This is a genomic window from Kribbella sp. CWNU-51 (assembly GCF_054073265.1).
On the sequence record NZ_JBSXMZ010000059.1, the window covers coordinates 1 to 20,803 of the forward strand.

The 20,803-nt window shown below is 68.1% G+C and carries 22 protein-coding genes; 9 read left to right on the top strand and 13 right to left on the bottom strand.

Annotated elements, in window-relative coordinates:
- Nucleotides 1-105 precede the first annotated feature (105 nt).
- The 5 genes from ACXC9Q_RS39720 to ACXC9Q_RS39740 all read right to left on the bottom strand — a co-directional run bounded on the left by ACXC9Q_RS39720 (nucleotide 106) and on the right by ACXC9Q_RS39740 (nucleotide 6,011).
- Nucleotides 106-1,647, bottom strand: a complete 1,542-nt coding sequence (locus ACXC9Q_RS39720) for a glycoside hydrolase family 13 protein (RefSeq protein ID WP_457062014.1) — start codon at nucleotides 1,645-1,647, stop codon at nucleotides 106-108.
- Between the two features lie 9 nt (nucleotides 1,648-1,656).
- A complete protein-coding gene (locus ACXC9Q_RS39725; RefSeq protein WP_457062015.1) occupies nucleotides 1,657-2,526 on the bottom strand; it encodes a carbohydrate ABC transporter permease in 870 nt (289 codons plus the stop codon).
- Entirely contained in the window at nucleotides 2,523-3,296 is a 774-nt protein-coding gene (locus ACXC9Q_RS39730; protein WP_457062017.1) for a carbohydrate ABC transporter permease, read from the bottom strand. The genes ACXC9Q_RS39725 and ACXC9Q_RS39730 overlap by 4 nt, the downstream gene beginning before the upstream one ends.
- 179 nt (nucleotides 3,297-3,475) lie before the next feature.
- Nucleotides 3,476-4,846, bottom strand: a complete 1,371-nt coding sequence (locus ACXC9Q_RS39735) for an ABC transporter substrate-binding protein (protein ID WP_457062018.1) — start codon at nucleotides 4,844-4,846, stop codon at nucleotides 3,476-3,478.
- Nucleotides 4,847-5,018: 172 nt separating this feature from the next.
- Nucleotides 5,019-6,011 carry a LacI family DNA-binding transcriptional regulator gene (locus ACXC9Q_RS39740; RefSeq protein WP_328524130.1) on the bottom strand — a complete coding sequence of 331 codons (993 nt, stop codon included), beginning with the start codon at nucleotides 6,009-6,011 and terminating at the stop codon, nucleotides 5,019-5,021.
- Nucleotides 6,012-6,078: 67 nt separating this feature from the next.
- Here ACXC9Q_RS39740 and ACXC9Q_RS39745 point away from each other — a divergent pair, with 67 nt between their 5' ends.
- The 3 genes from ACXC9Q_RS39745 to ACXC9Q_RS39755 are packed head-to-tail and all read left to right on the top strand — an operon-like array spanning nucleotide 6,079 to nucleotide 8,927.
- Nucleotides 6,079-7,326, top strand: a complete 1,248-nt coding sequence (locus tag ACXC9Q_RS39745) for a DUF4032 domain-containing protein (RefSeq protein ID WP_457062266.1) — start codon at nucleotides 6,079-6,081, stop codon at nucleotides 7,324-7,326.
- Nucleotides 7,327-7,378: 52 nt separating this feature from the next.
- The gene (locus ACXC9Q_RS39750) at nucleotides 7,379-7,894 is read left to right on the top strand and encodes a SigE family RNA polymerase sigma factor (protein ID WP_457062020.1); all 516 of its coding nucleotides are present in this window, start codon (nucleotides 7,379-7,381) and stop codon (nucleotides 7,892-7,894) included.
- A gap of 1 nt (nucleotide 7,895) precedes the next feature.
- Complete coding sequence (locus tag ACXC9Q_RS39755) at nucleotides 7,896-8,927, top strand: hypothetical protein (protein WP_457062021.1); 1,032 nt, start codon at nucleotides 7,896-7,898, stop codon at nucleotides 8,925-8,927.
- Nucleotides 8,928-8,930: 3 nt separating this feature from the next.
- Here ACXC9Q_RS39755 and ACXC9Q_RS39760 read toward each other — a convergent pair whose 3' ends face one another.
- Both ACXC9Q_RS39760 and ACXC9Q_RS39765 read right to left on the bottom strand, forming a co-directional pair.
- Nucleotides 8,931-9,332 carry a type II toxin-antitoxin system VapC family toxin gene (locus ACXC9Q_RS39760; RefSeq protein WP_457062022.1) on the bottom strand — a complete coding sequence of 134 codons (402 nt, stop codon included), beginning with the start codon at nucleotides 9,330-9,332 and terminating at the stop codon, nucleotides 8,931-8,933.
- Entirely contained in the window at nucleotides 9,332-9,604 is a 273-nt protein-coding gene (locus ACXC9Q_RS39765) for a type II toxin-antitoxin system Phd/YefM family antitoxin (protein ID WP_457062023.1), read from the bottom strand. Before ACXC9Q_RS39765 ends, ACXC9Q_RS39760 begins: the two co-directional genes overlap by 1 nt.
- 134 nt (nucleotides 9,605-9,738) lie before the next feature.
- On the opposite strand from ACXC9Q_RS39765, the gene ACXC9Q_RS39770 reads away from it, so the two are divergent.
- Nucleotides 9,739-10,047: a hypothetical protein gene (locus ACXC9Q_RS39770; RefSeq protein WP_457062024.1), complete on the top strand. Its 309-nt coding sequence runs from the start codon at nucleotides 9,739-9,741 to the stop codon at nucleotides 10,045-10,047.
- A 20-nt stretch (nucleotides 10,048-10,067) separates the two neighbouring features.
- Here the strand turns inward: ACXC9Q_RS39770 and ACXC9Q_RS39775 are convergent, their stop codons facing one another.
- Nucleotides 10,068-10,835 (bottom strand): SDR family NAD(P)-dependent oxidoreductase, encoded by a 768-nt coding sequence (locus ACXC9Q_RS39775; protein ID WP_457062025.1) that lies wholly within the window; start codon nucleotides 10,833-10,835, stop codon nucleotides 10,068-10,070.
- Nucleotides 10,835-11,983, bottom strand: a complete 1,149-nt coding sequence (locus ACXC9Q_RS39780; RefSeq protein WP_457062026.1) for an acyl-CoA dehydrogenase family protein — start codon at nucleotides 11,981-11,983, stop codon at nucleotides 10,835-10,837. The genes ACXC9Q_RS39775 and ACXC9Q_RS39780 overlap by 1 nt, the downstream gene beginning before the upstream one ends.
- Before the next feature lie 85 nt (nucleotides 11,984-12,068).
- Here ACXC9Q_RS39780 and ACXC9Q_RS39785 point away from each other — a divergent pair, with 85 nt between their 5' ends.
- From ACXC9Q_RS39785 to ACXC9Q_RS39800, 4 genes are all read left to right on the top strand, one after another.
- On the top strand, nucleotides 12,069-12,653 hold the full coding sequence (locus ACXC9Q_RS39785; protein WP_329484103.1) for a TetR/AcrR family transcriptional regulator: 585 nt from the start codon (nucleotides 12,069-12,071) through the stop codon (nucleotides 12,651-12,653).
- A 44-nt stretch (nucleotides 12,654-12,697) separates the two neighbouring features.
- Nucleotides 12,698-14,368 (top strand): DUF7800 domain-containing protein, encoded by a 1,671-nt coding sequence (locus ACXC9Q_RS39790; RefSeq protein ID WP_457062027.1) that lies wholly within the window; start codon nucleotides 12,698-12,700, stop codon nucleotides 14,366-14,368.
- A gap of 49 nt (nucleotides 14,369-14,417) precedes the next feature.
- On the top strand, nucleotides 14,418-15,302 hold the full coding sequence (locus tag ACXC9Q_RS39795) for a S1 family peptidase (protein WP_457062028.1): 885 nt from the start codon (nucleotides 14,418-14,420) through the stop codon (nucleotides 15,300-15,302).
- Between the two features lie 127 nt (nucleotides 15,303-15,429).
- Nucleotides 15,430-16,314 carry a S1 family peptidase gene (locus ACXC9Q_RS39800; protein WP_457062029.1) on the top strand — a complete coding sequence of 295 codons (885 nt, stop codon included), beginning with the start codon at nucleotides 15,430-15,432 and terminating at the stop codon, nucleotides 16,312-16,314.
- Nucleotides 16,315-16,363: 49 nt separating this feature from the next.
- On the opposite strand, the gene ACXC9Q_RS39805 is transcribed toward ACXC9Q_RS39800, so the two are convergent.
- Genes ACXC9Q_RS39805 through cysS form a run of 4 tightly spaced genes read right to left on the bottom strand, consistent with a single transcriptional unit; the run spans nucleotide 16,364 to nucleotide 19,473 of the window.
- A complete protein-coding gene (locus ACXC9Q_RS39805) occupies nucleotides 16,364-16,768 on the bottom strand; it encodes a type II toxin-antitoxin system VapC family toxin (protein WP_457062030.1) in 405 nt (134 codons plus the stop codon).
- Nucleotides 16,765-17,046, bottom strand: a complete 282-nt coding sequence (locus tag ACXC9Q_RS39810) for a type II toxin-antitoxin system Phd/YefM family antitoxin (RefSeq protein WP_457062031.1) — start codon at nucleotides 17,044-17,046, stop codon at nucleotides 16,765-16,767. Before ACXC9Q_RS39810 ends, ACXC9Q_RS39805 begins: the two co-directional genes overlap by 4 nt.
- Nucleotides 17,047-17,078: 32 nt before the next feature.
- Nucleotides 17,079-18,035, bottom strand: a complete 957-nt coding sequence (gene rlmB / locus ACXC9Q_RS39815) for a 23S rRNA (guanosine(2251)-2'-O)-methyltransferase RlmB (protein WP_457062032.1) — start codon at nucleotides 18,033-18,035, stop codon at nucleotides 17,079-17,081.
- 1 nt (nucleotide 18,036) lies between these two features.
- Nucleotides 18,037-19,473: a cysteine--tRNA ligase gene (cysS, locus tag ACXC9Q_RS39820; protein ID WP_457062034.1), complete on the bottom strand. Its 1,437-nt coding sequence runs from the start codon at nucleotides 19,471-19,473 to the stop codon at nucleotides 18,037-18,039.
- Between the two features lie 72 nt (nucleotides 19,474-19,545).
- Here cysS and ACXC9Q_RS39825 point away from each other — a divergent pair, with 72 nt between their 5' ends.
- On the top strand, nucleotides 19,546-20,715 hold the full coding sequence (locus ACXC9Q_RS39825; protein ID WP_457062036.1) for a neutral zinc metallopeptidase: 1,170 nt from the start codon (nucleotides 19,546-19,548) through the stop codon (nucleotides 20,713-20,715).
- Nucleotides 20,716-20,803 lie beyond the last annotated feature (88 nt).

Genomic DNA, 20,803 nt, shown 5'->3' on the forward strand with positions numbered 1-20,803 from the left:
CCGCACCTCGGACAACTTCCGCCCCATCACAACACCCTCCAACAATCAGGCGTTGCAACAATCCCCTGAATCTGCCGTCGGCTGACGCAGGTTTGTTTCCCCGCATCAGCGGATCCAAGCGGTCGCGTCGCTCGGAAGCCGGCCGTCGTCGAGGGGGATGCTGGTCAGCAGCACCTCCTCGTGCGGCGGCAGGTCGACAGGCTCGGCGCTCAAGTTGGTCACGCAGGCCAGGTTCTCCCGCTGGAAGGTGAGGACATCAGGTGGCGAGTCGAGCCAGCTGAGCGATCCATCTCCCAGGTGGGCGCGGCGGAGCTTCAGGCCGGTGCGGTAGAGGGTGAGCATCGAGTTCTGGTCGTCGTGCTGGGACTCAACGGTGAGGTTCTTCCAGTCGGCGGGTTGCGGGAGCCAGGTGGAGCCGGCGCCGAAGCCGAACGGCGGCTCCTTGCCGGACCACGGTAGGGGGACGCGGCAACCATCCCGGCCGCGGTCGGTGCCGCCCGAGCGGGTGAAGATGGGGTCCTGGAGGAGCTCGTCGGGCAGGTTCTCGACTTCCGGAAGGCCGAGCTCTTCCCCCTGGTAGACGTACAAACCGCCAGGGAGGGCCATGGCGAGCAGAGCTGCGGCCCGGGCGCGGCGTTCGCCGAGGACGAGGTCCGTGCGCATGCCGTGCTTGCGGTCCTGGTGCGAGAACGAGGTGTCCGGGCGCCCGTACTTCGTCACCGGCCGGGTGACGTCGTGGTTGGACAGCACCCAGGTCGGCGGCGCGCCGATCGGGACGTGGGTCGACAGCGTGAGATCGATCGACGCCTTCAGCTCGCCGGCCTCCCACGGGCGGGACAGGAAGTCGAAGTTGAACGCCGTGTGCATCTCGTCCGGCCGCAGGTACAGCGCGAACCGCTCCTGGTCCGGCATCCACATCTCGCCGACCAGGAACCGGGCGTCGTACGAGTCGGTGATCTGCCGCCAGCCGCGGTAGACGTCGTGCACCTCGTCGTGGTCGGTGTACGACTCCTCGACGCTGTCCAGATCCTTGAACAGTACGGCGGCACTGTCGATCCGGATCCCGTCGACGCCACGATCCAGCCAGAACCTGAGGATGTCGTGGAACTCCTCGACCACCTCGGGATTGCGCCAGTTGAAGTCCGGCTGCTCGGGGGCGAACAGGTGCAGGTACCACTCGCCGTCCTCGACCTGCGTCCAGGCCGGGCCGTTGAAGATCGACTGCCAGTCGTTCGGCGGCTGGTCACTGCGACCTGGCCGGACGATGAACCGCTCCCGCTCGGGTGAGCCCGGGCCGGCCCGCAGCGCCTCGACGAACCAGTCCTGCTGATCGGAGCCGTGGTTGGGCACGATGTCGATGATCGTGCGGATGTTCAGCGCGTGCGCCTCCGCGATGTACGCCTCGGCCTCGGCCAGCGTGCCGAAGGCCGGGTCGATCGCGCGGTAGTCGGCGACGTCGTACCCGCCGTCGGCCATCGGGGACGGGTACCACGGGTTCAGCCAGATCGCGTCCACGCCGAGCTCGGCCAGGTACGGCAACCGCTGCCGAAGCCCGGCCAGATCGCCGATCCCGTCCCCGTTCCCGTCCGCGAAACTCCGCAGATAGACCTGGTAGATCGCAGCTCCACGCCACCATTCGTCGGCCATCGAATCTCCTTAACCTTTCAGGCTTCCGGCGGTGAGCCCGGCCATGATGCTCCGCTGGAAGATGAAGAACACGAGGATGGTGGGGAGGCTGGCGATCACCAGTGAGGCGATCAGCACGTTCTGCGGCATCTGTGCGGACAGCGACGCGATGCCGACACTGATCGACATCTTGTCGGTCTCCGGCAGCACCAGCAGCGGCCAGACGAAGTCCTTCCACACCGTCACCACGGACAGGATCGACACCACCCCGAGGATCGGCCTCGACACCGGCAGCACGATCGACCAGAGGATCCGCAGCGGCGACGCGCCGTCGATCTCCGCGGCCTCCAGCAGTTCGCGCGGGATCGAGTCGAAGAACCGCTTGAGCAGGAAGACGAAGAACCCGTTCGCTGCCGCCGGCAACCAGATCGCCCAGGGTGTGTTCAGCAGACTGGCGTGGAAGATCGGCAGGTCCTTCGCCACGAGGTACGTCGGCAGCAGCAGGACCATCGGTGGGATCATCAGGGTCGCCAGCATCGCGCCGAGGATCAGCTTGCCGAAGAACGGGCGGAGCTTCGACAACGCGTACGCCGCGGTCACGTCCACCGCGAGCGTGAACAGCCACGCGCCACCGGCGTACAAGACGGTGTTCTTCAGGAAGATCCCGAGCTGGAGTTGGTCCCAGGCGTCCTTGTAGACCCCGAAGTCGACATGCTTGGGGAAGAAGCTCGGCGGGATCTGGGCGATCTCGTCCGGTGACTTCAGCGCGCCGGTCACCATCCAGTACAGCGGGAACACGAAGGCGCCGGTGAATCCGATCACGACGACGACCAGCGTGGTCCAGTAGACCACTCGTCCTCTCGGAGTCCGGAGTGAGAGGGGCGACACCAGAGTCCTCATCGGGCGTCCTCCTCGCGCGAGACCCGCAGGTAGACGGTGGAGAACACCAGCAGCACGATCATCAGCATCAGGCCGAGGGCGCTGCCGCCGCCGAAGTCGCCGAAGTTGAAGGCGTACTGGTACATCAGGTAGGCGACCGTGACGGTCGCGTTCTCCGGGCCGCCGCCGGTCAGCAGGTACGGCTCGATGAACACCTGCATGGTCGCGACGATCTGCAGGAGCAGCATCACCAGCAGGATCAGCTTGGTCTGCGGGACCGTCACGTGCCAGACGCGCCGGAACAGACCGGCGCCGTCGAGCTCGGCGGATTCGTAGAGGTCGCCGGGGATGCTCTGCAGCGCGGCCAGGTAGATCAGCGTGCCGGTGCCGAGGTTCATCCAGGTCGACACGAGCACGAGGCTGACGAGCGCCGTACTCGTGGAGTCCAGCCAGCTCAGCGGCGGGAGGTGGAAGACGTCGAGCACCTGGTTGAACAGGCCGTTGCCGGGGTCGTAGAACCACTTGAACAGCAGTACGGCGACCGCCGGCGGGAGCATCACCGGCAGGTAGACGACGAACCTCAGGTAGGCCTTCGCGTGCCTGAGCTCGTTGAGTACGACGGCCAGCACGAAGGGGACCGCATACCCGATGACCAGCGCGAGCGCGCTGAACGCGGCCGTGTTCAACCACGCCGACCGGAACGCCGGGTCCTCGATCACCGTCCGGAAGTTGTCGAACCCGACCCACACCCCAGGATCCACGAAGTTGTTCTGCTGAAAACTCAGAACCACCTCTCGAATCATCGGATACCAGGAAAACAAGGCAAAACAGATCAATGCACCGCAGAGAAACCCGTAGGCAGTGAGGTTGCGCCCAACCGCCCGGCGCAGAGCGCCGTGGTCGTCCGGTGATCGCGGGTCCGTCGCCCCCACTGCGTGGGGACGACGGACCTGCTGGTCGGTAACAGCCATCAGGCGTTCTTGGCCAGGATCTTGTTGGCCTTGCTCTCCGCGTCGGACAGCAGCTTGTCGATGTCGGCGTCCTTGCGGGTCAGCACCGCGGACATCGCCACGTCGAGGACGGCGTACAGCTCCTGCGCCTTCGGCGGTTCGAGCTTGTTGGTGATGTTCGGCTGCGCGGCGACGTACGGCGCGAAGTGGTCGACCGGGACCGTCGCGTACTGCGTGCGCAGGGCAACGACCTCCTTACCCGGTGCGGAGTCGCCGTACAGGTCCGGGATCGGCAGCCCGACCGGACGGCCCTGTTCCTTGGACCGTGCGTAGTTGAACTGGCCCTGGCCCGGCGTCAGCTCGTGGAACTGCAGCCAGAGCAGACCAGCCTTGATCTTCTCCGGCGTCGCCTTCGGGTTGAACATGTAGCCGTCGCCACCACTCAGCGACGCCTTGCCGTCGGACTCCGGTACGGCGGTGACGCCGTAGTCCTCGAACTTGCCCTTGAAGTCGTTGTTCACCGATTGCACGACGTCCGGCGCGCCGATCATCATGCCGAGCTTGCCCCCACCCATCATGCGCATCAGGTCCTCCCACTGGAGGAGCTGCTTGGTGCCCATCGAGTTGTCGTCCCAGCGCATCTTCTTCAGGTTCTCCAGCACCGCCTTGCCTTCGGGGCTGTTGAACGCGGCGGTCTTGCCGTCGTCGCTGACCATCGAGCCGCCGCGGGCGTAGAGCGAGGCGGCGAAGTGCCAGCCACCGGTGTTACCGGCCGAGTACTCGCCATAGCCGACGTACCCGGCGCCGAGTGCGGCGATCTTCTTCGCGGCTTCCTGCACCTCGGACCAGGTCTTCGGCGGGCTGTCCGGGTTCAGGCCGGCCTGGGTGAACAGCTTGCGGTTGTAGACCAGGCCCATGTTGTAGTTGTTGCGCGGCAGGCCGTAGGTCTTGTCGCCGTCCTTGAACACGCCCATCACGTCGGGACGCAGGTCCTTGACCGCGCCGACGCTGCCGACGTACTGGCTGATGTCCGCGGCCTGCTTGGCTTTGATGATCTTCTGGACGTCGGTGTAGTAGACGTAGAAGACGTCCTCCTGGGTGCCGCCGGCCAGCTTCGCCTGGAAGGTGTCCGGGTTGATGCAGGGGAACGCGTCCTTGCTCTGGATGGTGATGTTCGGATGCTGCTTCTGGAAGGCGGCCACATCCGCGTCCCAGGCCGTGCGTTCCTTCGGATTGCTCTTCGGCGGCTGGCAGCCGACCGTGATCGTCACCGGCCCGTCCGCCGATCCCTCGGCGGCCGGTTTCTTCGCCTCCCCCGATCCGCAGGACGCGGCCACCAGCCCGAGTCCCACCACCAACACCAGGCTGAGCCCGCGGCGCGTTGTCCTCATCGATCCACCCTCTCCCTCGATCTTGCGGACACCGTAGGCAACTCGACACCGTCGCGCAATACTTCGATTTGAGATTGCAAAATCGTGACTTTAGATGGGAAGGTGGGCGCTGCGCGCACACGACAGCAGCCGCCGACCGAGGGACCGGTCAGCGGCTGCGGAGTGGGGTGGGTCAGATCCGAGCGCGGGCGGTGGAGGCCCGGACCACCAGCTCGGGCTCGAAGAGCAGTTCGTCGGCGGGTACGGCGGCCCGCTCGATCAGCGCGACCAGCATGTCGACTGCGGCCCGGCCCATCGCATCGATCGGCTGGCGGACGGTGGTCAGGGGCGGGTCGGTGCAGTTCATCATCGCGGAGTCGTCGTACCCGATCACCGAGACCTCGTCGGGGACGGAGAGGCCGGCCCGGCGGACCGCGCGGATGGCGCCGAGGGCGAGGATGTCACTGGCGCAGACGATGCCGGTGACGCCGTTGTTGACCAGCCGGGTCGCGGCCGCGTGCCCGCCCTCGAGCGAGAACATCGTGTGCTCGACCAGGTCCGGGTCCGCCTCCTCCGAGGCGAGGAACGCGTCCAGCTTCCGCCGCGACGGGATGTGGTCGCGCGGCCCGAGCACCATCCCGATCCGGCGGTGACCGAGCGCGCGCAGGTGCCCGATCGCCATCTCCGCGGCGACGACGTCGTCCGACGACACCTGCGGGAAGCCGAGGTGGTCGACGGCCGCGTTCACCAGCACGGTCGGCAGCTTGCGCTCCTGGATCAGCTCGTAGTGCTGATGCGGCGCGTCGGCCTGCGCATAGAACCCGCCGGCGAAGACGACCCCGGACACCTGCTGCTGCAGGAGCAGATCCACGTAGTCGGCCTCGGACACCCCGCCGAGCGTCCGGGTGCAGAGCAAGGAGGTGAAACCTTGCTGCGCGAGCGCGCCACCGACGACCTCGGCGAACGCGGGAAAGATCGGGTTCTGCAACTCCGGCAGCACCAGCCCGACCAGCCTCGCGCGATCGCCGCGCAGCTGCGTGGGACGCTCGTACCCCAGCACGTCCAGCGCGGTGAGCACCGCTTCCCGGGTCGCCTCGGACACTCCGGGCTTCCCGTTCAGGACCCGGCTCACGGTGGCTTCACTGACGCCGACCTTCTTGGCCACCTCTGCAAGTCGTCGTGTCATGACGCAAACTCTACGCCACATCACGCAAATTCTTGCAACGACTTACGTACCTCGCTGAAGCCTCAGGATTCCTGACAGACTGGGCGTCGTGCCCCGATTCGTCGCCACTCGCCCGGACACCGGTCTGCTGTCGCTTCCGTGGGATGTGCCGCTGGAGGACTGGCCCGAGGACCAACTGGTCGCGCTGCCGCGCGGTATCTCGCGGCATGTCGTCCGGTTCGTCCGGGTCAACGGCACTGTGTACGCGATCAAGGAGGTCCTCGAACATCTCGCGATGCACGAGTACCGGCTGCTGCGCGACCTGGAGCGGCTGGAGGCGCCCTCGGTCGAGCCCGTCGGCGTGATCACGGACCGGCTGGACCGCGACGGCGAGCCGATCGACTCGATCCTGATCACCCGGCACCTGCAGTTCTCGCTGCCCTACCGCGCGCTGTTCTCCAGCACGCTCCGGCCGGACACCGTCAACCGGCTGATCGACGCCCTGGTCGCGCTGATCGTGCGGCTGCATCTGCTCGGGTTCTTCTGGGGTGACTGCTCGCTGTCCAACACGTTGTTCCGCCGGGACGCCGGCGCATTCGCGGCGTACCTGGTGGATGCCGAGACCGGCGAGCTGCACCAGGACATCTCCGACGGGCAGCGCGCGCACGACCTGTACACCGCCGAGATCAACCTGTTCGGCGAGCTCCTCGACCTGCAGGAGGGCGGCCTGCTCGACCCGGACATCGATCCGCAGGAGACGGTCCAGTCGATCAACGACCGGTACGACGCGCTGTGGGCGGAGCTGACCGCACCCGAGGAGTTCGCCACCGACGAGATCCACCGGCTGGACTCGCGGATCCGGCGGCTGAACGACCTCGGCTTCGATGTCGCCGAGATCGACATCATCACCGACTGGGACGGCAGCCAGATCCGGATCCAGCCGAAGGTCGTGGACGCCGGCCACCACTCGCGCCGGCTGCTCCGGCTGACCGGCCTGGACGTCGAGGAGAACCAGGCCCGCCGGCTGCTGAACGACCTGGACTCCTACGCCGCCTCGACCGACCAGCAGAACGAGGACGAGGAGATCGTCGCGCACGAGTGGCTGACCGAGGTCTTCGAACCGGTCGTCCGCCTGGTCCCGCGCGACCTGAAGCGCAAGCTCGAGCCCGCCGAGGTCTTCCACGAGGTGCTCGAACACCGCTGGTTCCTGTCCGAGCAGGCCGGCCACGAGATCGACACGATGGAGGCGGCGCGGTCCTACGTGGACGACGTACTGAGCGCCAAGCCGGACGAGAAGCTCGCGCTGCCGACCCCGGCCATCTCCGAGGCCGACTGAGGCTTGCAACGTCCGGCCGCCCGCCAGCGTGGATAAGGGTGGGAGGTGCCGGATGGAAACGCCCGACTTCGACGAGTGGGTGGCGCAACGGGGTGCCGCGCTGTTGCGGTTCGCGTACCTGCTCACGCGCGACCACGCTCGCGCCGAGGAAGCCGTGCAGGACGCGCTGATCGCCGCGTACTCGCGGTGGACCCGGATCTGTCGTGGTCAGGACCCCGAGGCCTACGTCCGCCGGTCGATCGTGAACGCCGACATCTCCCGGTGGCGCAGGTTCCTCCGCCGGGAGACGCCGACCGCCGATCCGGCAGCGGAGTCGCCGGGTCCAGGCGGCGGCTCGGCCGGTCCGGATCACGCGGAGGCGCAGGCGGAGCAGGACGCGGTCTGGACGCTCTGCGCGACCTTGCCCACCAAGCAACGCGCCGCCGTCGTCCTGCGGTACTACGAGGACCTGCCCGACGCCGAGATCGCCGAGATCCTCGACTGCTCCTCCGCCACCGTCCGCTCGCAGATCCACCGGGCGCTGGCCACTTTGCGCACCACGCTGACCACGGCCGAGGAGGCCACCTGATATGGACGCAACCGAGGACATGGTCGCGGCGAGCCTGTCGAGGCACGCGGCCGACGCACCGCCCGACGACCACCTGTTGTCCGATGTCCACCATCGCCTGCGCCGCCGACGTACCGGCCGCACTATCGGTGCCACCGTCCTGGCCTGCGCCGCGGTCGCCACCGCGATCACCGCGGCCCAATCCCTCACCGAACTCCGGACCGACCCGCCGATCGCCCGCCCCGGCGCGGCTGAGCCCGGCTGGCGCTGGGAGTCCTACAAGGCCGTCCAGGTCCAGGTTCCGTCCAGCTGGACGCAGTACATCTCCGGTCCCGCGCCGTGTACGACGTTCGCCAACCCGGCCGTCCCCACGATCGGACGGTTGAACGGCTGGCTCAGCAAGAACTGGTACACCTGCTCGGACGCCGTACTCCCGTTGGACCGCAGACAGCCGTATCTGTGGTTCGACGACGTCCAGGCCCCAGGCATCAAGACGTACGACGGCGGTTGGACCGAGGAGACACGCGTTGTCGGCGGGACGAAGGTCAGCGTGCTGACGGACGACGACGCACTGCGCCGCCGCATCCTCGACTCGGGCCGCCCGATCACCGGCACCGACGACTACGGCTGCACCCCCGCGGACTTCCGGCCGCACGGCACCAGGGTGAACGATCCGGTCATCTCAGCCAGCATCTGCGAATACTGGAAGGGCTCCCTGGTCGCCGGATCGAGCCTCCCCCCGGCGCAGGCCGCCCAACTGGCTCGCCTACTGGTCACCGCGCCCGAGGGCCTGCCGCCGGACTCTCCACCCGGCTGCCAGGACGTATCTCCCCGCACCTACGTTGTCATCCTCCACACACGATCCACCTCGTGGCCGGTCCGCGTCACCTACTCAAGCTGCAACCTCGCCCGCCAGTTCCCGGCCGACGACGGCACGACCCGGCGCCTGATCGGCTACCCGGCCCTGGACCTCATCCGCACCGGCGTCCACAACCCCAACCAGCCCAGCGACCTCTTCGACCCGGCCCGCCCCGTCACCCCGCCACCCCGCTGAGCCTCAGCTCATCCCGGGGCTCGCGACCGGCAGGCCGATCGCCTTGGCCGTCGCCAGCAGACGACGGTCATAGGTCACGAACGCCGTCAAATCGTCGCCCAGGATCGCCTCTGCGGTCGCAAGGTGGATCGCATCCAGCGACCGTATCCACGGATCGCGATAGGCACCCGCGGTGGTGCGCACAATCTCGTCCACGTCGTACACCGAAACCCGAGCCAGGACAGCGGGTACGGAACTGAGGAGGGCTGGTTCGGTGCGGTGGAGGGCTCGGGGCAGTTCGACCTCAACTAGCACCGACGAGATGAAGATCCGATCCACCTGCTCGTTGAGCCAGTCGACCAGTTCGTCCGTCGCCGCCTCACGCCGGACGAGCTTCACCAATGCGGCCGTGTCCAGGTAGATCATCAGTAGCGCTCCCCGTCGCGCATCTGCTCGAGGAGTTCGCCGGCCTCGTGATCGGTCCGCACCTCACCGCTCGGGTGCGGGACGGCACCCTCGGCACGGCTCGGTCGTAGGTGCCCGGTCGCGAGCAAACGCCCCAAGGGAGACGGGTCGACCGGGACCAGACGAGCGATGACCACACCTCGCTCGGTGATCTCCATCTCCTCGCCTGCCTTGACCCGAGCGAGCACCCGGGCCGTCTCCTGATTCAGCATCCTGATCGGCACTTCAGCCATGAGGCCATTGTAGTACATGTTTGACAGACACCGCCTTCCCTGGTTGGTCGACAGAGAAGATACGGGTGTTGCGAGCATGCGATGCCGTTGTCCACAGCCCAACCGCCCACGCGGCGGCGGATAGGGTTTGAAACGTGAAAATCGTTGGCTACGAGACATTCCTGGTGGCGCCTCGGTGGCAGTTCCTGCGGATCGACACCGACGAGGGGATCAGCGGGTGGGGTGAGCCGATCGTCGAAGGACGGGCCGAGGCGGTGCAGGCCGCGGTCGCGGCGTCGATGGAGTACTTGGTCGGCACGGATCCGCTGCGGATCGAGGAGCACTGGCAGACCATTGCCAAGGGCACCTTCTACCGCGGCGGAGTCCGCGCCGCCGCGGCCAACCCGCACCAGTGGCGCTCCCCTGTCTTCCGCCACGCCGACGGCTCCTTCGCCGAGTGGTGACTTCCGAGCGGTGACCGAGGTCAGCGCGGCGGCATCCGGAGGGCGCCGTCCAGGCGGATGACCTCACCGTTGAGCAACTGGTTGTCGAGGATGTGGCGGACGAGGGCGGCGTACTCGGACGGGCGGCCGAGCCGGGACGGGTGCGGGACCTGCTGCTCGAGGATGGTGCGGGTCTCCTCCGGGAGGCCTGCCAGCATGGGGGTTTCCATGGTGCCGGGGGCGATCGTGACGACCCGGATGCCCTTGTCCGCAAGGTCTCTCGCCGCGGTCAGGGTGAGACCGACGATGCCGCCCTTGCTGGCCGCGTACGCCGCCTGGCCGACCTGACCGTCGTACGCCGCGATCGACGCGGTCATCACCACGACGCCGCGATCACCGTCGTCGCCGGGCTGCTGGGCGATCATCCGCTCGGCGGCCAGCCGGAGCACGTTGAAGGTGCCGACCAGGTTCACCTCGACGACCTGCCGAAACGTTGCTAGCGGCAACGGACCCTTGCGGCCGACGACCCGCCCCGGCGTCGCGATCCCGGCGCAGGTGACGACAACCCGCAGCGTCCCCAGCGCGGCGGCCGCGTCCAGGGCAGCGGTCACAGCGGCTTCGTCGGTGACGTCGGCCGGGGCGAACACGACCCGGTCGCCCAGCTCGTCCGCGACGGCCTTGCCCGCCGAGGACGGCAGGTCGACGATCACGACCCCCAGTCCGTCGGCGGCGAGCCGTCGTACCGTCGCCTCTCCGAGCCCGGAACCACCACCGGTGACCAGCGCGACGTCGGCCGGGCCAAATGTCATCAAACGCTCCTCAGCAGGTCGCGGCTGATCACCAGCCGCTGGATCTGGTTGGTTCCTTCGAAGATCTGGGTCACCTTGGCCTCACGCATGTACCGCTCGGCCGGGAACTCGCGGGTGTAACCGTACCCACCGAGCACCTGCACCGCGTCCGTGGTGACCTTCATCGCCGCGTCGGTGCAGATCAGCTTGGCGATCGCCGCCTGCTGCGTGAACGGCCGGCCGAGGTCGCGCCGCCGAGCCGCCTGCAGGTACGTCGACCGGGCGGACTCGACCGCGGCCGCCATGTCGGCGAGCAGGAACTGGATCCCCTGGAAGTCCGCGATCGGCTGCCCGAACTGCTGCCGCTCCTTCGCGTACGCCGCGGCCACGTCGAGCGCGGCCTGGGCCAGGCCGGTCGCGCACGCGGCGATCCCGAGCCGGCCGGAGTCCAGCGCGGACAGCGCGATCCGCATGCCGTCGCCCTCGGCGCCGATCAGGTTCGCGGCCGGGATCCGGACGCGGTCGTAGTTGACCAGCGTGGTGGTCGACCCGGTCAGCCCCATCTTGCGCTCGGGCGCGCCGAAGCTGAGCCCCGCGGCCGACGCCGGCACGTGGAACGCGGAGATCCCGCGCTTCGGGTCGTCCGAGGTCCGGGCGAAGGTGGTGTAGAAGTCGGCGTGCGAGCCGTGGCTGATCCAGGCCTTCGTCCCGTTCAGGACGTACTGGTCGTCATCGCGGACAGCGCGCGTGGTCATCGCGCTGATGTCGGACCCGGCCTGTGGCTCGGACAGCGCGTAGGCGCCGAGCAGGTCGCCGCCGACCATGTCGGGCAGCAGGCGGGCCCGCTGCTCCTCGGTGCCGAACGTCGCCATGGCGTAGCTGGTCATGGTGTGGACGGAGACCCCGACGCCGACCGACATCCAGGCGGCGGCGATCTCCTCCAGCATCTGCAGGTACACCTCGTACGGCTGCTCGGCGCCGCCGTACTGCTCCGGGTAGGGCAGGCCGAGCAGGCCGGCCTTGCCGAGGGTGCGGAACGCATCCCGCGGGAAGGTCTCGCTCTCCTCGGCCCGGGCCGCGTGCGGCGCGAGCTCGTGCTCGCACAGGTCACGGACCAGGGCGAGCAGATCAACGGATTCATCGGTCGGCAGGAGACGATCGACAGCCATCAGGCACCCCTCTCAACGGCTGACCAAATGATACTCGCAACGATACTGAAGCACATAGTTCCGTATCGTTCTATGCTGTCTCGATATGACAACAGTCGTTCCGGGGCGCCGTACCCGCCGGCAGTCCGAGCTGCTCGACCGGCTCTTGGTCCTGTTCCTCGAACAAGGCTTCAGCAGGTTCACCCTGGACGACCTGGCCGCCGAGCTGCGCTGCAGCAAGACGACCCTCTACGCGCTCGCGCCGAGCAAGGAACAGCTCGCCGTCGAGGTGGTGAAGCACTACTTCAAGAATGCCACCGCGCAGGTGGAGTCGGCGGTTGCCCGGCAAACCCGGCACGATCGCCGGATCGCGGCGTACCTGAACGCGGTCGCGGACGCGCTCCGGCCGGCCAGCCGGACCTTCCTGGACGACGTGGCCACGTTCGCGCCGGCCCGGTCGGTGTACGAGCGGAACACCCGGATCGCGGCCGAGCGGGTGCGGTCGCTGATCGAGGACGGGATCAACAACAAGATGTTCCGGCAGGTCGACATCGCGTTCGCGGCCGAGATGATCGCGCACACCATGCAGGCGATCCAGCGCGGTGACATCGCCCGCCGTACCGGCCTGAACGACGCCGAGGCCTACCGCGAGCTCGCCTCCTTCGTGCTCCACTCGCTCCGCATGGACTGACCCGGACGGGGCGGGGGAGGAATTTGCACAGTAGCGTTTCCCGGATGGAGCTCAGGCTGGGACCGCTACTGCGGTACGTCGACGAGACGCGGGCGACCGTCTGGGTGGAGACCGATGGACCGGCCGAGGTCGAGATCCTCGGCCACCGGGCGCGGACCTGGTCGGTGCACGGCCATCACTACGCGCTGGTCCGGATCGAAGGACTCACGCCCGGCAGCAGCACGCCGTACGAGGTGACGCTGGACGGGACGACGGTCTGGCCGCCGGCCGACAACTCCTACGGTCCCAGCGTGATCCGGACACCGCGGGCGGACGGTACGTTCCGGCTGTCGTTCGGGTCGTGCCGGCGGTCCGCGCCGTTCGACGCGGACGGCTTCAAGGAGTTCGGTCCGGACGCCCTGGTCGCGCTGGCCGGGCGGATGGCGGCCGGCGACGACGAGTTGCCCGACGCGCTGCTGCTCCTGGGTGACCAGATGTACGCCGACGACCCGTCCGATGCCGTACTGGAACGACTGCACGCCAAGCACGGTGGCCGGCAGGGGTCCGAGGTGGCCGACGAGATCGGGAACTACGAGGAGTACACCTGGCTGTACGACGACTCCTGGACGACGCCCGCGGTCCGGTGGCTGTTCTCGACCGTCCCGTTGTGCATGCTGCTCGACGACCACGACCTGCGCGACGACTGGAACACCTCGCTGACCTGGCGGCGCTGGGTCACGGCCCAGCCGTGGTGGCGGGACCGGGTGGTCGGCGCGTACGCGTCGTACTGGGTCTACCAGCACCTCGGCAACCTGTCGCCGGAGCAGCTCGACGACGACGCGGTCTACCGCGCGATGCTGACGCTCGAGGACGACGACGAGCGTACTGCGTACCTCGACAGTTTCGCGTGGACCGCCGACGAGGATCCGGCGTCATGCCGGTGGAGCTTCTACCGCGACTTCGGCGACGCGTCGCACGGGGTCCGGCTGGTCGCGGTCGACTCGCGCTGCTCGCGGCGCCTCGAGCCGGACGAACGCGCGATGGTCGACGCCCACGAATGGGAGTGGGTACGGCGGCACACGGTCGGCGCGACCCGTCCGATCCAGCATCTGCTGCTCGCGTCGACGCTGCCGTTCCTGCTCGCGCCCGGGCTGCATCACCTGGAGGGCTGGGACGAGGCGATCTCGTCCGGTGCGTGGGGCAAGCGGGGATCGCGGATCGGCGAGAAGATCCGGCAGGGGATGGATCTGGAGCACTGGGCGTCGTTCCGGAGGTCCTTCGACGACGTGACCACGCTCCTCGCCGAGCTGGTCAGCGGTGAGGATCCGCCGGCGTCGATCTTGATGCTGTCCGGCGACGTGCACTGCAGCTATCTGGCCGAGGCGCGGCTGATCGCCGTACGTCATCCAGGTACGGCGATCCGTCAGCTGACGATGTCTCCGTTCCGGAATCCGGTGCCGCGGAAGGTCCAGTGGGCGAACCACCTGCTCGACGCCCACTGGATGACGACGTTGCTGCACAAGCTGGCCCGGTCGGCAGGCGTGCGGGATGTCGCGGCGGAATGGGAGATCGCGCACGGGCCGTGGTTCGGCAACGGCGCGATGACGGTGACGCTGTCCGGCGCGGACTGGACGGTCGACGTCGACCATGCCGAGTTGCGCGGTGACCGGCAGGTGCTCGGGCGGACGTTGACCTACGGGCCCTTAGACTCGGCTGCCAATCGTTTGATGTCCTGAAGATGCCACTCCGCTCATCAGAGCCGCACGCCCCGGAAGGCTGATGGCCATGAAATCGTCCACTCTTCGACGTACCGCGGCAGTGCTCGCCGCCACCGCGCTGACCCTTGTCGCCACGATGCCTGCCAAGGCCGATCCGGTGAAGCCGCCCCGGCTGTCCGCCGCCGCGATCACCTCGGCCCTGAACGAGCAGGTGAACACCCCGGGCACCGCCTGGATGACCAAGCCGGACGGCACCGTCGTCGTCTCCTACGACACCACCGTCACCGGCAGCAAGCTCACCGCACTGACCAACGTGACCAAGCGGCTCGGTCAGGGCATCACGATGGAGAAGCTGCCCGGCAAGCTGACCAAGTACATCAGCGGCGGCATGGCGACGTACGGCGGCGACGTCAGGTGCTCGGTCGGCTTCAACGTGCAGCGGCGTGGGAAGTACTACTTCCTCACCGCCGGTCACTGCGGCAACGAAGCCGCCCGCTGGTACCAGGACGCCAACCACCAGGTCTTCACCGGCGCGGTGCACGACTCCAGCTACCCGTGGAACGACTACTCGCTGATCGTCTACCGCACTGACATCAAGATGAAGCCGCCGGGCGGCAGTGTGTACCTGTACAACGGGCACTCGCAGGACATCACGACGGCGATGAACCCGGGCATCGGGCAGTACGTCTACCGCAGCGGCTCCACCAGCGGTCTGCACAGCGGCCGCGTCACCGGGCTGAACGCGACGGTCAACTACGGCGACGGCCGGGTGGCCGGCCTGATCCGCACCAGCGTCTGCGCGGAGCCGGGCGACTCCGGCGGTCCGCTGTTCTACCGGCAGTGGGCGTTCGGCCTGACCTCGGGCGGCTCTGGCGACTGCACCTCGGGCGGTGTCACCTACTTCCAGCCGGTAGTCGAGGCCCTCAACGTGTACGGCGTCTCCATTTACTGAGCGCAGGTTTCCCCTACGCTCCGAATTCACCTGAATACCCAGGGAGAGAACGGGGTACGAGAGGTCACGGTTTAAGTCAAGGACGCACCCGCCCCGAGCGCGTCCTCATCGTGAGGAGGCTGAAACCGTGACATTTTCGCCTATCCGCCGTACCACCGCGATCCTGGCCGCCGCCGGGCTGGCTGCCGCCGGACTGCTGGCCACCCAGGCCTCGGCCGCGACGATCAACCCGTCGACGCTGTCCGCATCCGCGATCACCGCGACGTTGAGCAAGGACGCGTCGATCCCGGGCACCGCCTGGCAGACGAACCCGGACGGCCGGATCATCGTGTCGTACGACGACACGGTCACCGGTGCCAAGATGTCGGCGCTGACCGGCGTCACCAAGCAGTTCGGCAACCGGGTCACGCTGGAGAAGATCCCCGGCAAACTGACGAAGTACATCGCCGGCGGCGACGCCATCTATGGCGGGCAGTACCGCTGCTCGCTCGGCTTCAACGTCCGGAGTGGCAGCACGTACTACTTCCTGACCGCGGGCCACTGCGGCAACATCGCGTCCAGTTGGTACGCGAACTCGAGCAAGACCACGCTCCTCGGGACGACCTTCGGGTCGAGCTTCCCGGGGAACGACTACGCGATCGTGAAGTACAGCACGTCGTACACGAACCACCCCGGCACGGTGGACCTGTACAACGGCTCCTCGCAGGACATCACGTCCGCCGGCAACGCGTCAGTCGGCCAGGCGGTCAAGCGCAGCGGTAGCACCACCGGTGTGCACAGCGGCACGGTCCAGGCCACCAACGCCACGGTGAACTACGCCGAGGGCACGGTCACCGGTCTGATCCGCACCAACGTCTGCGCCGAGGGTGGCGACTCGGGCGGCGCCCTGTTCGCGGGCTCCGTCGCCCTCGGTCTGACCTCCGGTGGCTCCGGCAACTGCTCCTCAGGCGGTACGACGTACTTCCAGCCTGTCACCGAAGCCCTCTCGCGCTACGGCGTCAGCGTCTACTGACGCACTCGTGGACTACAGGCCCGGGATCTCGTCCCGGGCCTGTAGTGCTTCACGCGGGCGCAAGTACAGGAAAACCGAGCTCCTCCGCCGCGATGGTCAGTTCCTTGTCGTAGGTCACGAACTCCGACAGGTCCGCGCGGAACGGATCGGCACTGGCGAGATGGATTGCGTCCAGCGAGCCGAGCTTCGGGGTCTGGTATGCCATCGCCCGGCCGAGCACCGTCGAGGTGAGATCGACCAGGTAGACACCGCGCACCGCTTGCCCCGCGAAGTACGGGACTTGCTGATGGTCGACGCCGGCCCACAACAGCGTGCGAGTGATTTCGAGCCTTGCCAGTTCACTCGTCACCAGTTCGGTCTCCGTCGGCAGCGACTCGCGCCACGCACGCAGAGCCGCCGACTCGGCTTCCGGCTTGATGAACTTGAGCAGCGCGCAGGCGTCCAGGTAGATCACCTGTTCCGCTCCTTGTCGCGACCAGCGATGAGCAGGTCAGACAGGCTCCCGACGTCTGGCGCCAACTCCAGCACGAGATCCGGCATCCCCAGCTCGGCCGGCGGTGTCACCTCGCCGGAGTCGATCATGTGCTGCAAGGCTCCTGGCCGTTCGTCCTCCGGGACGAGACGTAGCACCGGCCGGCCGCGGTCGGTCACCACGATCGTCTCCCCGGCGCGCACCCGGGCCACCGCCTTCGACGGGTTCTGGTTCAGCTCGCGCAGCCCTATGGTCTCCATACCCATCAATGTACCTACATCATGTAGTTACATCACGCGCGGCGGCGGGAGATTTCGTAGAGGGTTACACCGGTGGCGATTCCCGCGTTGAGGGACTCCGTCGCGGTGGTCATGGGGATGGAGACGATGAGGTCGCAGTTCTCGCGGACCAGGCGGGCCAGGCCCTTGCCTTCGGAGCCGACGACCAGGACCAGCGGCTCGGTGGCGGCGTCGAGGTCGGGGAGCTCGACTGCGCCGTCCATGTCCAGGCCGATGACCATCAGGCCGGCGTCCTTGTAGGACTTGAGGGCGCGGTTGAGGTTGGTGGCTCGGGCGACCGGGATCCGGGCCGCCGCGCCGGCCGACGTCTTCCACGCGGACGCGGACATGGACGCCGCACGACGCTCCGGCACGAGTACGCCGTGCGCGCCGAAGGCGGCCGCGGACCGGGTGATCGCGCCCAGGTTGCGCGGATCGGTCACGCCGTCGAGCGCGACGATGAGCGGCACCTCGCCGGCGTCGTACGCCCGGGTGAGCAGGTCGTCGGGATGCGCGTACTCGTACGGCGGGATCTGGATCGCGACGCCCTGGTGGGCCCCGCCGGCGGTGACCCGGTCGAGCTCGGTCCGGGGCACCTCGAGCACCGAGATGCCGTGCTCGACGGCGATCAGCAACGCCTCGCGCAGCCGGGCGTCCCGTTCGGTGCCTTCGGCAACATGCAGCGCGGCGGCCGGGACACCGGCCCGCAGCGCCTCGACCACCGGGTTGCGGCCGTAGACCCACTCGACACCCGTGTCCATGGACTTGCGGGCCGGGCGGTTGCGGTCACGCTCCTTGGCGCGCTCCTGGGCCTTCGCCCGCTTGTGCGCGGGGTGCTTGACCCGGTCCACCGCCTTCGGTGTCGGGCCCCTGCCCTCGAGACCGCGGCGAACCCGGCCACCGGATCCGGCCGTCGGGTTCCCCTTCGGCTTCTTCCGGATGGCGCCCTTGCGCTGGCTACTGCCTGGCACGTCAGTTTCCTTCGTCGGTAGTAATCGGTGCCGCGAGCGACCAGCGTGGTCCCTGCGGCGTGTCCTCGACGACGACGCCGAGTGCCTTGAGCCGGTCGCGGATCGCGTCCGACGCGGCGTAGTCCTTGCGTTCGCGGGCGGCCTGCCGCTGCTCGAGCAGCGCCTTCACCAGCCCGTCCACCACCTCGGTGAGCTCGTCGCCGACCGCGGCCCGCGAGGCCCACGGCTCTGCCAGCGGGTCCAGCCCGAGCACGCCGAGCATCCCGCGCACGGCGGCCAGTGCCTCCCGCAGCGCGGTCGAATCACCGTCGGCGACCAGCTTGTTCCCGTCGCGGACCGTGTTGTGCAGTACGGCGACCGCCGCCGGCGTGCCGAGGTCGTCGTCCATCGCGGCGACGAAGTCCGTCGGCAGCTCCACCGCCGGCTCGACCCCACCCGTCACCTCGTCGGCCCGGGTGACGAAGCCCTCGATCCGCTGGAAGCTCGTCGCGGCCTCGTCCAGCGCGGCGAACGAGAACTCCACCACGGACCGGTAGTGCGACTGCACCAGGTAGTACCGCAGCTCGATCGGCCGCACTCGCTGCACCACGTTGCGCACGATCGCGCCGTTGCCCATCGACTTGGACATCTTCTCGCCGGCCGTGGTGACCAACGCGCTGTGCATCCAGAACCGGGCGAACTTCTGCCCGACCGCGGTCGACTGGGCCAGCTCGTTCTCGTGGTGCGGGAAGCGCAGGTCCAGCCCACCGCCGTGGATGTCGAACTCGTCACCCAGATACTTGCCTGCCATCGCGGAGCACTCCAGATGCCAGCCCGGGCGGCCGCGGCCCCACGGCGTCGGCCAGGAGGCCGTCCGCGGCGTGCCCTCGGTGTAGCCCTTCCAGAGCGCGAAGTCGCGCGGATCCCGCTTGCCGCGCGGGTCCGCGTCCTCGGCGGGCTCCATGTCCTCGATCTTCTGGTGGGACAGAGCGCCGTACGACGGCCAGGACCTGACGTCGAAGTAGACGTCGCCGGAGCCGTCCGGAGCGACGTACGCGTGCCCGCGCTCGATCAGCTCGGCGATCATCTCCAGCATCTCCGGGACGTGCCCGGTCGCGCGCGGCTCGTACGTCGGCGGGCGGCAGCCGAGCACGTCGTACGCCCAGTGCAGCTCGCGCTCGAACTCGTAGGCGTGCGCCCACCACGGCACGTGCCGCTCGGCCGACTTGGCCAGGATCTTGTCGTCGATGTCGGTCACGTTCGCGATCACGGTGACCTGGTAGCCCGAGCGCTCCAGCCAGCGCCGCAGGACGTCGAAGACGACCTCCTTGTAGATGTGCCCGACATGCGGGGCACCCTGCACCGTCAGCCCACAGTGGTAGATCCCGACCTGGCCCGGATGGACCGGCACGAAATCCCTCACTGCTGCCGTTGCGGTGTCGTACAAGCGAAGTGTCACCGGTCAAGGGTAACGGGAAGTGGCACTCCTCCTTGACAAGATGTCCCCAAGCTCGCTCATCCAGGAGGACTCTTGTCGAACCAGGGCCCGTACGGACCGCCACCCGGGCAGTACCAGGGGCCGCCCCCGCCGTACGGTCCCCCACCGGGTGGTCCGCAGTACGGCCCGCCGCCGGGCGGTCCGCAGCACTGGGGGCCGCCGCCACCCCAGGGTCCGGGATTCGGCTGGGGCTCGAACGGATTCCCGCCGCCCAAGAAGAAGAGCAAGGCGGGCTGGATCATCCTGCCGATCGCCGTCGTCGGGCTCGCGGTGGTCGGGTTCACGGTGCTCAGCTCGGTGCTGAAGCACAACGGCGACAGTGACTACACCCAGCCACAGCCGACCTCGACGGCGACCGACGGTCCGACCGAGGAACCGACGTACATCGCGACGACCCAGGCCCCGACGGCGCCGGCCACCACCCGGACGACGCAGCCGCAGCCGACGAAGACCACGCCGCCCCCGCCCTCGGACACCGACATCGTCGCGAAGAACCGGATCTACAAGACCGGCGTGCAGAAGACGGTGAACTGCCGGGAGTCCGGCGCCCGCGCGAACGGCGCCACCAACGCGCGCAAGTACTACAACACTGTGCTGGCCTGTCTGGTCAAAGCCTGGCCGAAACAGGTCGCGCTGGCCGGCGGGCGGTTCGTGCCGCCGCACCTGGTCGGCTTCGTCGGGACGGCCCAGTCCCCGTGTGGCGGGAGCTCGCCGAGCTCCTTCTACTGCTCGTCGAACCGGACCATCTATATGGACGCCAACAGCGACCTGAAGTGGTACCAGCTGTATCTGACCTACCCCAACAAGACCCAGGCGATGGCCTGGCTGCGCGCGGAGATGACCGACACGGTCGCGCACGAGTTCGGTCACCACGTGCAGAACATGACCGGCATCCTGGCCGCCACGGACAACCTGCAGTACGAGTTCACCGGTGACAAGTCGCTGGAGATGAGCCGCCGGCTGGAGATCCAGGCGACCTGTTTCGGCAACGTGTTCATGGGCGCGAACAAGAGCAGTTACGGGATGACCGGGCTGCTGAAGTCGCAACTGGACTACCTGCACTCCCACCAGGGCGACGAGTACATGACCCAGCCAGACCACGGCAGCCGGGAGATCATCCCGCGCTGGGCGAACGCCGGTTTCGTCACCCGCAGCCCGTCCGCCTGCAACACCTACACCGCCGCACCGACGTACGTGCGGTAATTACTCACCATTCGACCCAGATTGAGTGGTTGATTCTTACCGATCCCGGGTAAAACTTCGCCGAGCGCTCTGTCCGCCCCTCATCGCT